Genomic DNA, 17,749 nt, shown 5'->3' with positions numbered 1-17,749 from the left:
CACAATGGATGCCAGGAACAGACTTACCGCATCACCGGATCAGAGATGGCAGGCCAGCCGATCGGCGACATGGACGTCGAATACGCCACGACGATTGCCGACCGGGCCATGCGGTTGATGGCGCAGCAGTCGGTCCCTCCCACTCCCACGAATTTCGCTGTCTGGTTCGAATATTCGCTCGGCAGTTCGCTGGCGCTGCGAAAGACCATCGACATCCTGGTCGCAGGCAAGCGCAAGTTCGACGCGGCAACCAACCATGAGCTCTATATTACCTACGTGGCGCCGCAGTCCGGCGCCGATCCGTTCCGCGACCTTCCCGAGCAGTTGAGCGGCCTGATCGAGACCGCCCAGCAATTCCTCAACACCGCCGTCACCGACAACCGCACCCACATCAAGGCGCTCGGGGAAGTGTCATCCGAAGCCGCTGCCACCAGTGATCCGCGGACGATCATTGCGAAGCTGGTCGACGAGTTGTCAAAGGCGACGGCGCGCGCCGCAACGCTGGAGGCAAACTTCGCCGCCACCTCGGAGGAACTCGACAGCATCCGCGACTCGCTGAAGGCAGCCGAGCAACGCTCCAACACCGATGCACTGACCGGGCTTGCCAACCGGCATTCGATGGATGAATTTCTTCGCCTTGCCCAGATCGCGGCGATGGAAAGGGACGAGCCGCTCAGCGTCTTCCTGATCGACATCGATCACTTCAAGAAATTCAACGACGATTATGGCCATCAGGTCGGCGATCAGGTGCTTCGACTGGTCGCCAAGGTCTTGCAGGAAGGCGTTCGCGAAGTTGATCTCGCCGCGCGCTATGGCGGCGAGGAGTTGATCGCGGTGCTGCCGGGCGCCGATCTGCAAGCTTGCACGGCCGTTGCCGAACGCATTCGCCGGCGCATTGCCGAAGCGAAGCTGACACGCCGTGCGACGGGCAAGGAGATCGGCAGCATTACGGTATCAATAGGCGTGTCACAATTCCGCCTCGCCGAATCCGCGGAAGCCATGATCGAGCGCTGCGACCGCGGGCTTTATCAAGCCAAGCGACTCGGCCGCAACCGCACGGTGACGGAAACCGAGCTCGAACCCGAGGCCGGCGCGGCCTAGCGTTTCATCGGTTCTGATTGGATCCGAACCGGGCCTTCACCCTTCCACGACGCGCTTTCCTGATGCGGACCGGCGTCCACGCGGCCCGGAAGCCAACAGCCTATCCGGCCGGCCGGTGGCCAAAGCCCAGCAAGTCCTTCAGATTGGTCAGTATGCCATGCGCGGACTCGTGGGGATGGCGTTTGCACGATCCGAGAACGTGGTGCAGGCCATCCGGGAGGCCCTGAAACTCGATTTGCAGATCTGCGACGACCGCCGCCATCAGCTGATCCAGCCGCCGACCCCAGTCGGATGTATCGAGCCCCTCGATCCTAACCTGCAATGCATCTTCGATCGCGTATATCTCGGTGAGAACGTCCTTGGCGATCATGACGCGATTGCTCTTCAGGGCCAGCCTTAGCGCCAGCCGTTTGTCGTCGAGGTGATCGAGCACCATCGACACGCTGGCGGCATATCGCGTCGATGCAATCTGCGAGGCGCGTTTGCCCAGCGCCATTTTGGTAGCGAGACGGATCAACTGCCATGGCGTCTTGAGATGCTTGGCTACGATCGTCAGCGCGAACGGCACCTCCCGTGGATATTTGCCGCGAAGGCGTCGACCTGCGCACGCACAGCGGCAAGCTCCCGGACATCGAGATTGTCTATGCTGGACGGCAGCGCCTTGTTGAGGGCAACGATGGCGTCAGCGATCAGCAAGGCCGACACGATCTTCTTCAGATCGCCGATCGCGCCCCGCGAGGCGGTATATTGTGCAAGGCCGACACGCGTCCGCTCGACGAGTTCTTCGGAAGCCAGTGCGCTCTCGAGGCATTTGGCGACCTTGTGCTGAAATCCCGCCGCGATGCGGCGGGCTTCGCGCGCATTATCCACGACGAGAACCGTTTTCATCTTCTCGGAGTATTCCTGCGCCAGCGTCGGCAACAGCGACTTGTTGATCCATTCCCAGATCGCAGCCAGGCAGCCGCGCGAGATCTGGCCGGAATTGGCGAGCTCCGGCGCGCGATCAACGAACAGAATTTCGATGGGCTCAAAGAAGTAGCGCGACGGATTGCCGACCCGGCTTTGGGACTGGCCGCTGTTGCGAAACTCCGCGCGCAGTTCCGCCAGGATGAGGTCGGAGCACGGCATGTCCTCGCCGTACATCTGCATCCGCTCGATTTCGATAAGTAGATTCCTGCGCGCCTGCGACGTTATCTGCCGAAGATACTGCTGGATCCGGTCGGTTTGCTCGTTCGCCATGGCTCGTCATACCGCTGCATCTGAAACGCCGGTCGGTACCGGTCATTCAGCGGCGGCGCGTTGGGCATCCGCATTGTACCGGGCATTGCCTCGATCACGGACCGGGCCTTCGACCAAGCCGTTCAATGATCGGTAACGCGGCAGTTGATGCCGTCCCCTGATGCTCGTGGACCAGCCGGTGGCAAACGATCGAATGAAATTGCTGCACGCAACGCGTGCAATTGTGGATACCCAATCGTGAATCAGTGGCTAATTTCCCGGGCCGGGAAAATACGGATATCGCCGCAGGATTCGGGGCAACGGACCCCGATTGCCGTATTCGCGGAGCAGAAAAAGCGGCAGTCCGCTCCGGCGTGGAACAAATGCCGCAATCCCAGCTTATGGTAGACGCCCTACAGCCGGGAGTGTTTCATGAAAATCGCAGGGATGATTATGGCTGCCACCGCGGCCCTCAGCATCGCCGGGACGTCGGCTCTGGCCCAGCAAACGCGGATCGGAATGGTGACCAAGATAGATCGGATCAGCGGCACCATCTCGATCAAGGATATGCCGGAAGGCACCACCGGTGCGAACACCGGCGCGGCGACCGAAGAGTTCAAGATTCAGGATGGCGCGCGGCTGAACGCCCTGCACGCCGGCGACAGGGTCACCTTCGCCGTGAACGACACGCCGGGGACCAAGACCATCACGAAGATCGACAAGACGGACGCGGTCACCAAGATCGAGAAGAAATGAGGCAATGCCGAAGCGCCATCAGCCTCGTGATGTCTCGCTTCGGTTGGCGAATAGCGAGGCCCGGAATGCCCTGGGTCCGGGCCTCCAGCTTCACTGCGCGATAAGATCCGGGTGAAGAGCGCGAGGCTCGTCTCCGGACGATGCTTCGCATCGCCGGGAGAATAATGAAGGGCTTGTGACTCGGTAACGTTAGCGCGGCGCCCGCTCGAGCGACGCGCGAATTTCAGCGACCGCTTCGTCGCAATACTCGTTCAGTTTCTGGAATCGCTGCTGCAGCGCCCGTAGTTTTCCGGCGCGTTTCGCCGGCCCTTCCCGGTCAATATTGAATCTGTCGGCAGGCGATGGACAGGACGCGGCGGCCTCCGCGGTTGCCAGCGCTGCTTGCATCGATGTGTCGCGACCGTTGGTGGAAGACATTTTGCACGCCTCACAAATGCAGAGTCCGGCTGGATTCGATCCGGTGGACATTCTCGGATGCTGGCGCGCTGGTACTCCGACCTTGCATCGCACAGTGTGTTGTTTGGATGCCCGGCCGGGGCCGATTTGGTGGCGAAAGGTAGACATCGGCGGTGAACGCGCCGGCTGACCTCGTATTCTTACGGACTCAATTCTCCACGATTAAGATGCAATCGATAGCCAGTTTCGCCAGTGCTTTCCTTTGTTGTTTGCTCAGCGATTCGTTCAATATGCCCGCCAAGCCTTCAGAAACCGGTCTGCCGCCGCGCTGCGAGATATGCGGCGCAGCTACGACCCGGATCGGAAAGCTGCCCCGGATCGGACTGCGCCCGCTCGTTTACGTCTACAAGTGCGACGCCTGCAACCAGATCACGTCGGTCGAGCCTGAGCGGCAGGACAGCCCCACCATCAGCCCTACCGTCACCCCGCCGATGCCGAAGTCGCGCATCAAGAAGACCCAGCACAGGATCTCCCGGCGAGAGCCACACTGATCGCCGGTCACAGCACCGGCAAGGGATCGAGGCTTCGGAGCGCGCCTTTGCTCGTGCTGAAAACGCCGCAACTGCGGCTGGACCGGGTTTCATCTCGGGAATGCCGCATGTATAGCTTCGGCCAAACTCCGCATTAAATTAATAAGAGTCAGGGCATGTCCGAGGACTTCATCAATGAACTCCGCAACACGCTCGACAACGGCGTTGTGTCAGGCGCTGACATCGACGCGCGCTATTACCACGACCTCGCGGGCAATCCGGTGCCCAAACCGCGCGCAGTCGTCCGCCCCAGAACGACGGAGGACGTCTCCGTGCTGCTGCGGCTCTGTCATCGCGAAGGCGTACCCGTTACGACGCAGGGCGGCATGACCGGGCTGGTGCGCGGCGCGCTGCCGAATGCGAACGAAATCGTGCTGTCGATGGAGCGCATGAACAGCGTCGAAGAGGTCGATGCCTCCGCCGGCGTCGCCATCGCGCAGGCCGGCACGCCGCTGCAAAAACTGCAGGAGCGTGTCGAGCAGGACGGCCTGATGTTTCCGCTCGACCTCGGCGCGCGCGGCAGTTGCACCATCGGCGGCAATATCTCGACCAATGCCGGCGGCAACCGCGTCATCCGTTACGGCATGACGCGTGACCTGATTCTCGGGCTTGAGGTCGTCACCGCCGACGGCACCGTGCTGAAGGGCCTGCGCAAATACATCAAGAACAACACCGGCATCGATTTAAAGCAGCTTTTCATCGGCAGCGAAGGCATCCTCGGCGTCGTGACGCGTGCTGCGCTGCGCGTCTTTCCCGCGCCGGCGGAGCGGCAGGTGGCGCTATGCGCCCTGCCCTCGTTCGGCCAGGTCATGGCATTCCTGAAGCTGGCGCGGCAAAGTCTCGGCGGCGAATTGACCGCATTCGAAGTGATGTGGAATGCCTACTACCGCCTTACCGTCGAGCGTGTGAAGGGCGTGGCCGGACCGCTTCCGATCCATCATCCTTTCTACGTTCTGCTGGAAGCTTCCGGCAGCGATCCCGAGCGCATCCATGCCGATCTCGAGAAGCTACTCGAAACGGCGATGGGCGACAACCTGATCCTCGACGCCACGCTCTCGACCTCGAATGCATCGGCCGCCACGATCTGGCGCATCCGCGATTCCAGCGTCGAACTGGGCCGCACCTTCCCTTACACCGCCCGTGTCGGCTTCGATGTCAGCCTCGCTATCGACCGGATGGAGGAATATGCCGACACGATCGTATCGCGGATCAGGGCCATTGATCCGCACGCGTTCGCCATCGTGTTCGGCCATGCCGGCGACGGCAATCTGCACGTCAACGTGCATCACGAGCACACACCCGACAAGCACGATGAATTCGAGAAGCTCGTCTATGACATCACCGGCGAATTCGGCGGCTCGATCTCGGCCGAACACGGCATCGGCATCCTGAAGCGGCCTTACCTTAAAATGAGCCGCACCGAAGAGGAAATCGAAACCATGCGCACGCTCAAGCGCGCGCTCGACCCGAAGAACATCCTGAACCCGGGGCGAATTTTTACGGTGTGATAGGGCGACCGCCCTCAACTCCTTTATACAGCCGTTATCGAGGCCCACGGAAGCGCGGCGCGGCGCGTTACTGCGCCGCCCTCGTTTCGGCAATGATTCGCAGCGAAGCGGCTTGGCTCGCATCCGGCTCCGAGCCGGTAGCGACCGGGTCCGTCAGCGATGGCGGCAATTTCTGCACATGCTTGGTAAAGATCCTGACGATCTGTCCCTTCACGCATGGCCCTTTGTCGAAAATATCGGATGCGATGCTCTCGACGGTATCCCTCAACGACAGGAACTGCGCCTGCCTTGCCATGCTTTCCGTTCCTTTGACGCCTCCGAGTTCATCCATCGCGGCGTCGCTGATCTGACACTCGACCGTGTCCGCATCGTTCAGCATGGTGAACCTGAACGCCAAGCGTTCGTTGTCGTGTCCTATGATTCGGTCCCGGGTCAGTGGCATCAGACGGCCCGTCTTGGGCGATTGGCTAGAGGCGATTGCAGGAGGCGCGCCAGGAAGACGCTGAAGTCTTTCCTAATGGACCAACTCGTCAAAAATTGGGCTGCAGCACGTCGGACCAGCGCACGAACCTATGCGCTCGGCGGAGCCGGATCTCTTCATACCTTTCCCTTCCAGATCAGCCATCGGTAGATGCCGAACAGGTTGATGAGTGTCACCACGACGTTTTGCACCATCAGCGCATATTCCGCAGTTAGGTAGCCGACGATGATCCAGATTATCGATGCTGCGCTGAGTACCACGAAAGCCCAGCCGGTAATTCGTGGCCGCGCCCGGGCAGCCAGAACCAGCCCGGCGCCGATCGTGCCGGCGGTCGCCACCCAGCGCAGGATTTCATCCATCACGCTCGCGCTCCGCAGAAAGCCACGAACGTCGCTCCGCGATTTGCCTATACGGGTGCAGTCGTGGACAAGCCAGCGGGCTGAAACTTTTCCTCCTCGTGCGCTGACCACCACTCCACCACGGCTCGAGCGACCTGGTCCCACAGCAGCGTCGGAAGATCGGGTACCGCGATCCTGACCACGTGACGATTGCGTGCGGTATCACGAAACCACTCCGCTGCGCCGAAATCGAAGCCGAAACTCCCCGCATGCCGCAGTGGCAATCCGGCTCTTCGCAGGTCGTCACACAAATCCGCCGCCACTTGCTTCGTCTGCTTCTCGTCGAGCATTCGCTTCGGCGCCAGTGTGACATAGAGACCGTGCGCGAAATGCAGCTCCGCCGATGAAGCGAGCCCGGACGCAAAACAGCGTGCCGTCCGCCTGCTGTTGCGCAAAATGGCCGCCACCCGCCTGTCAGTCAGTGCCCGGTAGGCTTTCGCGCCGACGTAGGGCGGGAAATGCGCAGGCACCGCCGCGCCGCCGAACAGTCGCACGGCATTGCGCGTTTCGTTGGCGAGGTCCTCCAGCCGCTCCCGCTTGGCCGGGGCGACATGCTTTTCGCAGGTGACGAAAACGACCGAGCCGAGCCGGCCGTACTCCACCCCGAGGGAGTCGAGCTTCGTATGGCTGCGCACCAGCGCGATCGGGACTTTCCAATGTCGCGCCCAGCTCACAACCCGGCGGATCCGCCCCGAGCCCGTCGAGAAGCAGGTCGTGTCGAAAATCACGAGATCGAGGCGCGGCCTTGCACAATGGAGGGTTGCCTCGAATGCGGCAGCGGGCGTGCATGAATCGAACAGAAGAATTCGCGGTCGATCAGCCCAAAAGGCGACCTCGTCAGGAGAGCTTTTCAGCGGCACCAAGCGAAACTGACGTGCATGATTTTCGATGAGCTCCAGGGTCTCGCCATAGGCGGCAGGCAAGGCGAGGATGTCCGCCTCGGGCACCAAGCGTGCGAAGGCCAGCAGCAGCGCCGATATCGCCGCCATCCCGGAGGACGTATAGATGGTCTGGTTCGCCGCTGTCGAATGGTCGAACTGGTAAAAGGATGGGCCGCGCACTTCGAGGTCTGCACGCTGATAGTCGTAGCTGAACTGGAACGGCCCGGCGCGCAGGCGGCCCGGATGTGCCCAGGCTGTTTCCGTGAACGCCCAATCGTGCAGTGCATGCTCGGCCTTCAGGGCGGCGGCGACGTGAAACTTGTGCTCAATCACCTCGGCCACCGAGATCGGACGCCGCAGCGCCAAAGGAGCGCTCAGGAAACCGTTCAGCAACGTGATTTCCCTGTGTTTCCTGTCGAGATAAGCCTCAAATGTTTCCATGGCTGGCTTCGATCGATCCTGCCTCGCGATAACGTGTCGGGAGGGCATTGGGTCCACGCCATGGGGAGATGCATCCGGCTCGCCTTTGGCCCCTCAACCTTTCCAGCCGGCCTTACGCAAGCCCTCGATCAGATGCGCGTGATCATCCGGCCGAAACCAGGGGGCTCTGTTGCGAACATACATATCGAAGGCCGCCGGTGCGTGGGAGACGGCTAGCTCCAATGCTTCGCTCGCTTCTGCAATGCGCCCAAGCTGGCCCAGCCCCGCCGCAGACCAGCGGTAGATCATCGGAAAATCGGGATACGACCGCAACAGCCGCTTCGAGGCCTCGATCGAAGCGTCGTATTCACCGCCGAAATATAGACCGCACACAATGTGCAATAAACGTACTGCCAGATAGGGATCGCGCGGATCGAGCCTGATACACTTTTCGAGAGCCGTGAGCCCCTCCTTCGGTCGTCCGGCGAAAATCAGCGTCGCGCCTCGGTGGGCGTGCGCGATCGCCAAATTGGGACTCATCGCGAGAGCTCGCTCGATCTCCGCCAACGCACCGTCCGCCTCGCCGCGGGAATGCAAGGCCCAGCCGAGACATGAACGAGCTTCCGCATCGGCCCCATCGAGGGCGACCGCTCGGCGGGCCAAGCCCTCGGCCGAACGTTGCGCCTCTGCCAAATCCAGCGTTTGGTAAATTGCGGCCGCTTGCAGTTGATATAGAGCGAGCGCGCTGTAGCCGCCGGCAAAGGTCGGATCGTGATCGATTGCCCGCCTGAAAAATTCCGCTGCCCTCAAATCGTCATCCAGCGTGGCTTTGCTCAGATGCCACAGACCGCGCTGATAGGCCGCCCAGGCATCAAGGCTCCCCGGCGGCTTGCGCATCGCTCGACGCAGCTCAGCGTCTGCAATGGCGGGAGCAAGCGCGGTGGTCAGCGCCTCGGTGAGTTCGTCCTGCACAGCAAAAACATCGGCAAGATCGCGGTCGTAGCGCTCCGCCCAGACATGATTACTGGTTTCCGCCTCTATCAGCTGCGCGGTGACGCGGATGCGGTTACCCGCCTTGCGCACGCTACCTTCGAGCACATAACGCACGCCTAGCTCGCGCCCGGCCTGCCTTACGTCGACCGATCGCCCCTTGTAAGTGAAGGACGAATTTCTGGCGATAACGAACAGCGATGGATAGCGCGATAACGCCGTGATCACGTCCTCGACGATACCGTCGGAGACGAACTCTTGCTCGGGATCGCCGCTCATGTTGCTGAACGGAAGTACGGCGACGGATGGCTTGTCCGGCAACGCCAGCATTGTAGTCGTAGGCTTGTACATCGCAGGCCGCCGGGTGGGATCGATAATGATGCGGTAAACGTGGACAGGTCGGGCGATGTTCTTCAGCGTTTGCTCACCCGCGTCCTCGATATCGAAAGGCACTCTATCGCGCGCGTGATTGAGGACAGCCTCGGAGATACATATACCGCCGGGTTCGGCGAGCGCCTCAAGGCGGGCTGCGATATTCACACCATCACCATAGAGATCGCGGCCTTCTATCATCACGTCCCCAAGATTGACCCCCACGCGAAACTCAATTCGTTTCTCCTGCGGCACGCCAGCATTGCGTTCGACCATGCCCTGTTGAATGCCGATCGCGCAGCGTACTGAATCGACCACGCTTGGAAACTCGATTAGAATTCCGTCGCCGGTCGTTTTCACAATGCGGCCGTGATGTTGCTTGTTCTTTGGCTCGATCAGCTCACTGCGAAGCTCCTTGAGGCGGGCGAGCGTGCCCTCCTCATCCGCACCCATCAGTTGGCTGTAGCCGACAATATCTGCGGCGAGAATGGCGGCGAGCTTGCGTTTGGTCTGATCTGAGGCCATTGAAGTAGGCCTCCCAAGCGCTATTCAGAGATTCCGGCAAAGGTGTTTCGAGTGCAGGCTGCGGCCTGCGCGTCCGGGTTGATACTCATCGAATATTTGTGGCCGTCCTGACAGCTGACGGTCCAGTTATCGATCCCGGCTTGAGCACTACCTTGGTAGGTGCTCCGAACAACAACGTCACAAGCCAACTTTTTATTTTTCAGAACGGAGGTCCAGAAAGCGCGATCCTTGGCTCGATCCATTTCAAGTATCCTCGTCGTAGTTTGGTTAGCGGCGTGGGCCACCTTGAAAGGCGCCGGAGCTACGGCCTCGGATCGAACGGCGGTTGTTGTAGCGGCGCTCGCGTTCTTCAAATACAGGTCAGCATCGATAACAAACCAGATAACCGGCGATATGAAGATGAAGCTCGCGGCAGTTGCGAAGAAAAAAATACGTGATCGTTTCAGCATGTTTTTCGTCCCGGAGTTCGAGACATCGGCCGCCAACGCGGCGTCGCGCGGCCGCAGAAAGCCGAGGAACTAAAGCTTTTCGAACAAGCCAATAGCTGCGATCAAGCACGCACCGGCCCGCGGCAAAAAAGATGAAGGTGGGGCTGACTGATAACCTAGGGAACCGCGTCAGCTCGGCTTGAAAGTTGCGTGCAATACGGCGAGTCGAGCAGCGCCGAGATCGTAACCGGCATCCACTCTCTGGATGTCAAATTCGGCCACACGCGATCTGATCGACGACCCAAGCATGATCCGGCCAGCGGCAAATTCAATTCACGAATTATGAACGCGTGGAGGTTTAGCGCAACCGCTGAGGCTAACTAGCCGGAGGTGCAGGTTTCGTTGTCAGCCCGCCGTTACCTTGCCGCGCCGACCCGCCTGATGCCGGCAATCGCCGGCAAGGCGCCGGTGTGAACCGGCTCGCTCCTGGACATTTCCGGCGACAGGGGCGCGCGGGCGGTAGCATCCGGGAAGCGGATCCTCATTTCACGGATGAAGCCGTCGAGCGTGTCGACGCTGGCCGCCAGCTTGGCAATCAAAGCGAATTCGGCGCTGTTGGAGGCGGCCGGCTTGCTCGCGGTCTCGAACGCGAAGCGGTCGGCCTCGCCGATCATCAGGGGCGCGTATTTCTCGCGGAAACGAGCCAGGCCGATCGCGTCCTCGGCCAGCGCATAACCGACTACGGCACGGATGATGTCGCTCTTCTCGGCGGCATTCAGCGGTTTGAAATCGCGCCAGCGGTCGGCGTAGTACAATTCGATCTGTTCGGAAGCCTCCCGCCACTGCCGCGACGCCCAATAGATGTCGGAGCGCAGCCGGATCGCTTCGCGGCCGGTGATGTTGGAGATGATATCGAGCGCGAGGTCGTGGCGACCGACATCGCTCTGGGCCCGCGCCTCCAGGAGTAGCCGCTGCTGACGCAATTCGCCGGACAGATCGGCGATCCGCGTCAGGCGCAGCGCCATGATCGCCCGGTCCGGCTTGCGGTTGGCCAGGTAGACCATCGCAAGCCGGGCCGCCACTTGCGCGCGCGCGGCCCCCTCCAGGCGTTTGTCGACTTGGTACTGCAACAGTTCGGCGGCCTGGTCGAGCAGGTCGACGGCGGCCAGCCGGTCCGCGAGGCGCCGGATCATTTCATCGCCGCGCCGGCCGATCGGCGTCAACTCCCGATACTCATAGAACATGGCGAGCGCGTCGACCGGCTTCATGTCGTCGCCCTTCTGGCCGAGATAGAGGTCCGTGAACAGCGCGGACGCCGCATCCTGGCCCTGCCGCGACAGTTCGGAGTTGGGCTGCAGCTTCGTCGCGGTCTTGGCGGCGGAGAGCGCCTCGGCATAGCGCCCGTTTTCGGCATAGAGCTGCGTCAGCTTGTTCAATGCCTTCAACTCGATCGAGTCGCCGCGCCAGATCACCGACAATGTCTCAAGTTCACGCATCAACTCGGTCTGGCCGAGTTCGCCGCGCCGGTGCCGCAGCAGGGTCTGCAGCAACCTCGCCTCCGCCGATGCCTTCCGGTCGCTGGACTGCGCCGCCAACCTGTAGGCGTCGAGCGCGTCCTTGTCGTGCCCCAATGCCTCGGCGAGACGTCCGCGCAGCACGGCGATCTCGGGCTTCATCTCGTTGGGAATGCCGATCACTTCCAGTTCGCTGCGCCGCCGCGAGGCCCCGCCATAATCCTTTACCTCGAGCGAGGCCCGCATCGCGTCGGTAATGATGATGCGCTGCAGTTCCAGCGGCAGCGCGGCGATCGAGAATTCGGCGTTCTTGAACTTTTCACGCGCGTCCACCCATTTTTCCTGGCGGGCGAACGCGAACCCTTTCCACAATTGGGAATCGTAGCCGTTGCCGATCGCTGGATGGGCAAGATCCTTCAGCGCATGCTCGGGATGGCCGATCAAGATGCTGGCTACCGCATGCACCATCAGCACGGCGGCGTCTTCATTCCCCTGGTTGGTTTCGGAGAGGATGAGGTTGGTTACCCCTCTCGCCTCCTGATACATGCCGCGCGATATGTAGAAATTCGCAAGTTCGAGGCGGGCGTGCCTCTTTTGCTCGGGCCCCGCAGCGGCCGCGGCCTTGATCAGCGCGTCCAGCCGGGCAAGGAATTTTTCCTCCCGGTTCTTGCGCCATTCATCGGCGTCGAACAGCGGCCTAACTGCCGCGGTGGCACGTTCAGCCGCGACGTCGGCGGACGACAGCGTCAATCCGCCGGGCCGGCCGAGCATCACTTTGTCGGCGCCGACCTCGGCGTTGATATCGTCGGAGTTCGGATGCACCACCACGCCGTGCACCGATTCCAATAGCGACAGTTCGACGAAATCCTGCCGCTTGATGAGGCCGCGGGTCGGTGGCGGCGCGGTCACGACCCACAGCGTATCGCCTGCGTCGGGATCGACCAGCCGGTGCATCGCGCCGGGATTGGCCAGCGGCACGGTGACATTGGCGAGCGCGGGATCGGTAATGTTCCGCAGCACCATCAGCGGCAGCGGTGGCGTCTGGCCGCGGTCGGCGAAGGTCAGCGTCCACTCGGCGCCGTTGGCGCGGCCTTCGCTTTCGAGCGAAGGGATCTGCGGCCGGTTGAGGCGGATACGGACAGCCTGGCCCTTTTCCAGCGGCAGCCGGCTGACATCGCCGATGATGGCGCCGCCCTTGCTACGGATCGGTTCGATATCGACCGGCGTGGTCTGGTCGAATACCAGCCATACCGTGTCGGCACGGCGAAACAGCGCAGCCGGGGTTGGCGCGGCAAAGGAGAACGTCACGCGCAGGCCGTCACTGTCACGCCTTGCCTCGACGCCGGGGGGCTTGTCCTTAGCACCACTTTCCGGCGGCGGACCAGACGCCGCCGGTGCGGCCTTCGTCGGCGGCTCCGCGGAAGACAGAGCCTGCTTGGATGCCGCAGGCTTTGGCGCTTCCGCCGCGGCGGCCTGGAGCGGTTCGGCGGGCATTTTCTCGGTCGTGGGAATGGCGTTGCCATTGGCCGGCGGCGCCTTTTTTACGGCAGCCATTGCGGCCTCCGCAGCGGCCGGTGCTTCGTTCACCTGCGCGGGCTTGATTTCGATCCTGGCCTGTTCGGCAATCGTCTCCGACGTGACCGGCGGAATCTCGGCCGGCTGCTGTGGTGGCGGCGATTCCTTCGGGACCTTGTCGCGCGCGATCCGCGAGGTGGGTCCCGGCTTGGCCGGCACGACCGGTTTGGCCGCGGCTTGCAGCTCGGCCAGCCCGGGCTTTTCCGGCTGCTGGAAGGCGACGTCGATCACATAGTTCTTTTCCTCGCGGAAGGAATGCACGTCGACCTCGCCGATCATCATGATGTCGACGGCGGAAAAGTCGACGTCGGCGCGCTGGTTGATTGAGGCGATGTTTGGCGGCGCCGCCACCTTCGCATCCGCCAGATCGAAATTGAGCACGCTGTTGAACTGCAGCGTCAGCTTCTGATCGTTCAGCACCGACGAGACGTTGACTCCGTCGGGCATCTCGAACACGAACCGGACGAAGGTCGGCTGCACCGAGGCGCGGACACGCACCGGCGGCTTCTTTTTCGCGGACGCCGCCGCAAGCTGCGCGCGGAGCGCGCGCTCGGCAGCCCGCGCCCGCTCCGCCAGTTCGCGAACGACCGCGGCTGGAAGCGCGGGCGGCGGACCCGTCCAGCTATCGGGCAGGAAGTCGACGAAAATCCGCTCCGCCGCCGTCATGGTGTTGACGGTTGCCCGCCGCGCCAGCGACAGCCGGATCGCGGTGCCGTCGGGATCGCGCCGCGCCGAGCCGACATAATCGGGGACGGCGTCCGACAGTTTGTCGACGGGAATGTCCACCGGGCGCTTGAAGCGGATGATAATGATCGAACCCGCGGTCGAAACGTCGGATTCGACGTCCTCGGCCAGTTTCAGTACCAGCCGCGCGAAGCCGCCTCCGGACGTGAACGTGGCCTCTCCCCGCACTGGATCGTCGGCCCGGCAGGGCTGCGAAATGGCGAGCGCGGCGAGCAATATGACAAGAGCGAGCGGCCAGCCACGGCAAAGCCGGGCCGCCCGCGCCAAAGCGCGGCTCTGCGATCCAGTTCCGGCAGCCTTTTGCCCCATCCGGAAATCTCGTGGCCTCAATGATTCTGCGGCGAAGCGCTCTCGCCTGCGGTTTTGAATCTTGGATGGGCCGACTTAAGGCTTTGTTAACGTCAACTCATTGATTTCGCTGAAGGCGCCGGCGAGTCCATCCGGCGGCATGGGGTCGAGCACCGCCCCATCAAGAAAGGGCCGGAATGCGGCTCTTCTCGGCCTCATCCTGCAAATACCGCCGGCTCGCGACTGCAGGCAGTCGCGACGACATCGCCCCCACGCCAGAATTCAGAATCATTATCGCGAGACGAATGGAACCAACATCAGCCGTCCCGTTTTAGGAGAGGCATGGACTCGGGATGCACGGCCGACAATCCATCAGCCAAAGCTCCCGGGTCTGCCAACCTGCCTCAGACAGCCAAATTCGGAGTGCGTGAAATGGCAACCCAGATCGTGATGGATCGTACCGGCGACACCCGGCATACATTCGACATCCATGACCGCGCGGAGGTCGAAAAGGCCGAGCGGCGCTTTATGGAATTGACAGGCGCAGGATTTACGGCAGCGGTCCGAACGGGACCCGGCGAGCAACGGGTTATCCGCTCCTTCGATCCGACGGCGGAAGAAACGCTGTTTTATCCGCGTCTCGTTGGCGGCTGACGGCAGTGACCCAGCAGATCGTCCTTGCGATATGCTCGTTTGTGCTGGCTTTGCTCGGTACCGTGCTGCTGTCAGCGCTTTCGCTGGCAGTGGCGCGGTCCGGTTCCTGCAGCAAATCGTTTCGCTTCGAGACTGAGGCGCGAGCCCTCGCGCTCTTGAAGGATTGGCTCTCGCCGAAGCAGCGGGCCTCTTACGAGCGATTCCGATATTTCGACGTCGTCGGCAGCCACACCGGGACGCGCTACCGTATCCACCATGGGACGCAGACGAACATTGAGGAAATCAGCGGCACCGGCCAACATGTCTGCAAATGGTGCTTTGTTCCCGATGGCGACCTCGTCGCCGGCGATGTCATGCTGGCGCAGAAAATCGCCCTTGAAACCAACGAGCGCGGCGCGCTCGCCGTAGCCCACCGCTCGTTTGTCTCGTCAGGGCCGCGCAGGTTCTGACCGGCATACTACCCTTGCTGGGGCGCATCCTGCGTCAGTTCGGCTTTGGCTGCAGGATCTTGCCTTCGATTTTCGGCAACTCGGCCACGGGAGCGGATTTGTCGGCGCCGGCGCGGCGGGCCAACTCGACCGTCAGCCGTTCGGCCGCTTCCGGCTGCATCAAGCCCAAAATGTCCGACATCTTCCGCGGCGCAATCTGGGAGGCGATTTCGTAGAGCACGGACATTTCCAGCCGGTCGAACACCTTGGCGGCGTCTTTCGGCTTCATGCCCTCGTACATCGTGATGATGCCCTTAAAGCGGGCAGCCTCCTGTTCGGCCTTTTGCCCGCTCACAGTCGAGATCCGCGCCTCGGTGGCCTTCATTTCCTCGACGCGGCCCTCGATGCGCTTCTCGGCTGATTTCAGAAGGCTTTCGCGAATTTCGATTTCACGCGCACGCTGCTCCAGTTCCTGGCGCCGCGCCTGCAGCCGTTCCAGGATAGCGCGCTCCGACGGCGACACCGATTGCGGGTTCTGGTCGGGAAACACCACGACGCCGTCGACCTTCGGCGCCTCGGTAGCCGGCGCGGCCGGCTTCGGCGCCTCTTCCTTTTTCTCTTCCTTCTTGACCGAACCGGTGATGTCGGCGGTATCCGGGATCGAGCCACCGGGATAGCCCAGATTGTCCTGCGCCCAGGAGCGCTTGGCCGGCTGGCTGACCTGATAATCGAACACGTATCCGCCATCGATCACGAGGCCCGCGACCTTCAGCACTGCAAGGCCGAAGATCGCGACCAGCACGACCGGAATGACACGGATATCGCGAAACGACTTCATGCGGCGAGGCCACTGGCCTTTCGGCGTTCGGAGAATGCTTCAGCCGCCGCGGCTACTGCCTTGGCTGCAGAGACCCTGGGTGCTGCGGGTTCGGCTTCTTGCGAGGGCCGCGCCGCGATCGCGATCTTGGACAGCCGTCGAATGACGCCGTCGCCTTCAGCGAGCATGCCCTTCAGGTGCCCCGCCATCTGGGTCGCGGCGGCGAGTTGGCTGCCAAGATTCTCGTTGACGTCGCGCACCGTGTGCTTGAGGCCGCCGATCGCCCGCTCGGCGATTTCGGTTGCCGTGATCAGTTCCGCGATGGTGGCCTTCAGCGAATGCTCGTCTGCCTTCAGCCGCTTCAGCCGTTTGTTGAGCAGCATGCAGTAACCGATCGTGAGCAGTAGCAAAACCGCCACCAGACTCTCGATCACAATGCCAAGGAAATGACTCATTGTGCCTCCATCAACTTGGTTTGCTCGTCGGCCTTCTCGAACATCGCGAAGGTGGTATTCGGCTTGCGCAATTGCTTGGTGACGCGGATCGCGACGCGGTCGCCGACGCGGCCCATGCGGCCTTCCGTCAGAAGGACATTGCCGCAGCGGACCTGCACGAGTGCGTCGGGGCGCATCTCCAGCGGCAGCGTGTCGCCGACCTTCAGCGTCATCAGGTGCTTGAGCGGAATGTCGGCTTCATACAGCACGGCATCGACGGATATCTCGGCCTGCGCCACTTCGGTGGCGAAGTGCCCTTCCCAGATCGGATCGCGGCCGAACTTTTCGCCCATGAACATCTGGAGCAGAACCGGGCGGATCGGCTCGATAGTCGCGTAAGGCAGCAGCAGTTCGATGTTGCCGCCGCGGTCTTCCATATCTATGCGCAGCCGCACCAGGATCGCAGCGTTGGCGGGCCTGGAAATCGCGGCGAAGCGTGGATTGGTTTCCAGCCGGTCGATCGAGAACGTCACCGGCGACAGCGGCCGGAACGCCTGCTCGGCGTCCGAAAGCACCACCTCGACCAGCCGCTTGACGAGGTTGGTTTCGATCGTGGTGTAAGGCCGACCCTCGATGCGCAGCGAGGTCTGGCCGCGGCGGCCGCCGAGCAGCACGTCGATAATCGAATAGATCAGGCTGGAATCGACGGTCGCAAGGCCGAAATTCTCCCACTCCTCGGCCTTGAACACGCTGAGCACGGCCGGCAAGGGAATTGAGTTCATGTAGTCGCCGAAGCGGACCGAGGTGATGCGGTCGAGCGAGACTTCGACGTTGTCGGAGGTAAAATTGCGCAGGCTCGTGGTCATCAGCCGCACCAGGCGGTCGAACACGATTTCGAGCATCGGCAGACGCTCGTAGGACACCATCGCGGAATCGATGATGGCGCGAATGCCGGAATGGTCGTCGAGATTGACATCGCCGACGGTGAAGCCGAGCAGATTGTCGATTTCTTCCTGCGACAGAACCCGCTCGCCGGAATTCTTGTTGCCGAATTCGCGGCCGCCATCCTCGACCATGGCCGCCCATTGCAGCGCCATGCTCTCGGAGAGTTCATTGGCGGCGGCCTCTTCCGCAGCCGCCGCGGGGTCTTCGGAATCCAGCGAGGCTTCCCATTGCGCGGCAATGGCGTCCTGGTCCATCTGGTCTTGGTTGCCGGCCATGATGTTAAATC

Annotated in this window: 18 protein-coding genes; 6 read left to right on the top strand and 12 right to left on the bottom strand. The window is 62.1% G+C overall.

Going from position 1 to position 17,749, the window contains the following annotated elements; translation table 11 throughout:
• Nucleotides 1-117 precede the first annotated feature (117 nt).
• Nucleotides 118-1,101 carry a GGDEF domain-containing protein gene (locus RX328_RS19330; protein ID WP_213246347.1) on the top strand — a complete coding sequence of 328 codons (984 nt, stop codon included), beginning with the start codon at nucleotides 118-120 and terminating at the stop codon, nucleotides 1,099-1,101.
• Nucleotides 1,102-1,201: 100 nt separating this feature from the next.
• Here RX328_RS19330 and RX328_RS19325 read toward each other — a convergent pair whose 3' ends face one another.
• Complete coding sequence (locus RX328_RS19325) at nucleotides 1,202-1,669, bottom strand: hypothetical protein (RefSeq protein WP_213246145.1); 468 nt, start codon at nucleotides 1,667-1,669, stop codon at nucleotides 1,202-1,204.
• The gene (locus tag RX328_RS19320) at nucleotides 1,654-2,340 is read right to left on the bottom strand and encodes a hypothetical protein (RefSeq protein WP_213246147.1); all 687 of its coding nucleotides are present in this window, start codon (nucleotides 2,338-2,340) and stop codon (nucleotides 1,654-1,656) included. Before RX328_RS19320 ends, RX328_RS19325 begins: the two co-directional genes overlap by 16 nt.
• Nucleotides 2,341-2,751: 411 nt before the next feature.
• Here RX328_RS19320 and RX328_RS19315 point away from each other — a divergent pair, with 411 nt between their 5' ends.
• On the top strand, nucleotides 2,752-3,075 hold the full coding sequence (locus RX328_RS19315) for a copper-binding protein (RefSeq protein WP_213246148.1): 324 nt from the start codon (nucleotides 2,752-2,754) through the stop codon (nucleotides 3,073-3,075).
• Between the two features lie 189 nt (nucleotides 3,076-3,264).
• Here RX328_RS19315 and RX328_RS19310 read toward each other — a convergent pair whose 3' ends face one another.
• The gene (locus RX328_RS19310; RefSeq protein WP_213246149.1) at nucleotides 3,265-3,492 is read right to left on the bottom strand and encodes a hypothetical protein; all 228 of its coding nucleotides are present in this window, start codon (nucleotides 3,490-3,492) and stop codon (nucleotides 3,265-3,267) included.
• A gap of 269 nt (nucleotides 3,493-3,761) precedes the next feature.
• Here RX328_RS19310 and RX328_RS19305 point away from each other — a divergent pair, with 269 nt between their 5' ends.
• Nucleotides 3,762-4,022 (top strand): hypothetical protein, encoded by a 261-nt coding sequence (locus tag RX328_RS19305; RefSeq protein WP_213246150.1) that lies wholly within the window; start codon nucleotides 3,762-3,764, stop codon nucleotides 4,020-4,022.
• A 155-nt stretch (nucleotides 4,023-4,177) separates the two neighbouring features.
• Nucleotides 4,178-5,569 (top strand): FAD-binding oxidoreductase, encoded by a 1,392-nt coding sequence (locus RX328_RS19300; protein WP_213246151.1) that lies wholly within the window; start codon nucleotides 4,178-4,180, stop codon nucleotides 5,567-5,569.
• Between the two features lie 67 nt (nucleotides 5,570-5,636).
• On the opposite strand, the gene RX328_RS19295 is transcribed toward RX328_RS19300, so the two are convergent.
• From RX328_RS19295 to RX328_RS19270, 6 genes are all read right to left on the bottom strand, one after another.
• Nucleotides 5,637-5,966 carry a DUF1488 family protein gene (locus tag RX328_RS19295; RefSeq protein ID WP_249725986.1) on the bottom strand — a complete coding sequence of 110 codons (330 nt, stop codon included), beginning with the start codon at nucleotides 5,964-5,966 and terminating at the stop codon, nucleotides 5,637-5,639.
• 200 nt (nucleotides 5,967-6,166) lie between these two features.
• Nucleotides 6,167-6,409, bottom strand: a complete 243-nt coding sequence (locus RX328_RS19290; RefSeq protein WP_213246153.1) for a hypothetical protein — start codon at nucleotides 6,407-6,409, stop codon at nucleotides 6,167-6,169.
• A 47-nt stretch (nucleotides 6,410-6,456) separates the two neighbouring features.
• On the bottom strand, nucleotides 6,457-7,770 hold the full coding sequence (locus tag RX328_RS19285) for a hypothetical protein (protein ID WP_213246154.1): 1,314 nt from the start codon (nucleotides 7,768-7,770) through the stop codon (nucleotides 6,457-6,459).
• Nucleotides 7,771-7,863: 93 nt separating this feature from the next.
• Complete coding sequence (locus tag RX328_RS19280) at nucleotides 7,864-9,636, bottom strand: adenylate/guanylate cyclase domain-containing protein (RefSeq protein ID WP_213246156.1); 1,773 nt, start codon at nucleotides 9,634-9,636, stop codon at nucleotides 7,864-7,866.
• 20 nt (nucleotides 9,637-9,656) lie between these two features.
• Nucleotides 9,657-10,085, bottom strand: coding sequence for a hypothetical protein (locus RX328_RS19275; RefSeq protein ID WP_213246158.1), 429 nt, complete (start codon nucleotides 10,083-10,085; stop codon nucleotides 9,657-9,659).
• A gap of 395 nt (nucleotides 10,086-10,480) precedes the next feature.
• Nucleotides 10,481-14,206 carry a tetratricopeptide repeat protein gene (locus tag RX328_RS19270; protein ID WP_213246160.1) on the bottom strand — a complete coding sequence of 1,242 codons (3,726 nt, stop codon included), beginning with the start codon at nucleotides 14,204-14,206 and terminating at the stop codon, nucleotides 10,481-10,483.
• A 411-nt stretch (nucleotides 14,207-14,617) separates the two neighbouring features.
• On the opposite strand from RX328_RS19270, the gene RX328_RS19265 reads away from it, so the two are divergent.
• Both RX328_RS19265 and RX328_RS19260 read left to right on the top strand, forming a co-directional pair.
• On the top strand, nucleotides 14,618-14,839 hold the full coding sequence (locus tag RX328_RS19265) for a hypothetical protein (protein WP_171580574.1): 222 nt from the start codon (nucleotides 14,618-14,620) through the stop codon (nucleotides 14,837-14,839).
• A gap of 5 nt (nucleotides 14,840-14,844) precedes the next feature.
• A complete protein-coding gene (locus RX328_RS19260; protein WP_409410714.1) occupies nucleotides 14,845-15,288 on the top strand; it encodes a hypothetical protein in 444 nt (147 codons plus the stop codon).
• A 34-nt stretch (nucleotides 15,289-15,322) separates the two neighbouring features.
• Here the strand turns inward: RX328_RS19260 and RX328_RS19255 are convergent, their stop codons facing one another.
• Genes RX328_RS19255 through fliM form a run of 3 tightly spaced genes read right to left on the bottom strand, consistent with a single transcriptional unit; the run spans nucleotide 15,323 to nucleotide 17,738 of the window.
• The gene (locus RX328_RS19255; protein ID WP_213246162.1) at nucleotides 15,323-16,105 is read right to left on the bottom strand and encodes a MotE family protein; all 783 of its coding nucleotides are present in this window, start codon (nucleotides 16,103-16,105) and stop codon (nucleotides 15,323-15,325) included.
• Nucleotides 16,102-16,539, bottom strand: a complete 438-nt coding sequence (locus RX328_RS19250; RefSeq protein WP_213246164.1) for a DUF6468 domain-containing protein — start codon at nucleotides 16,537-16,539, stop codon at nucleotides 16,102-16,104. The genes RX328_RS19255 and RX328_RS19250 overlap by 4 nt, the downstream gene beginning before the upstream one ends.
• The gene (fliM, locus tag RX328_RS19245; RefSeq protein WP_213246165.1) at nucleotides 16,536-17,738 is read right to left on the bottom strand and encodes a flagellar motor switch protein FliM; all 1,203 of its coding nucleotides are present in this window, start codon (nucleotides 17,736-17,738) and stop codon (nucleotides 16,536-16,538) included. The genes RX328_RS19250 and fliM overlap by 4 nt, the downstream gene beginning before the upstream one ends.
• Nucleotides 17,739-17,749: the final 11 nt, after the last annotated feature.

Source organism: Bradyrhizobium sp. sBnM-33 (assembly GCF_032917945.1).
Lineage (GTDB): Bacteria > Pseudomonadota > Alphaproteobacteria > Rhizobiales > Xanthobacteraceae > Bradyrhizobium.
This window is presented reverse-complemented; position numbering and strand designations above follow the sequence as displayed.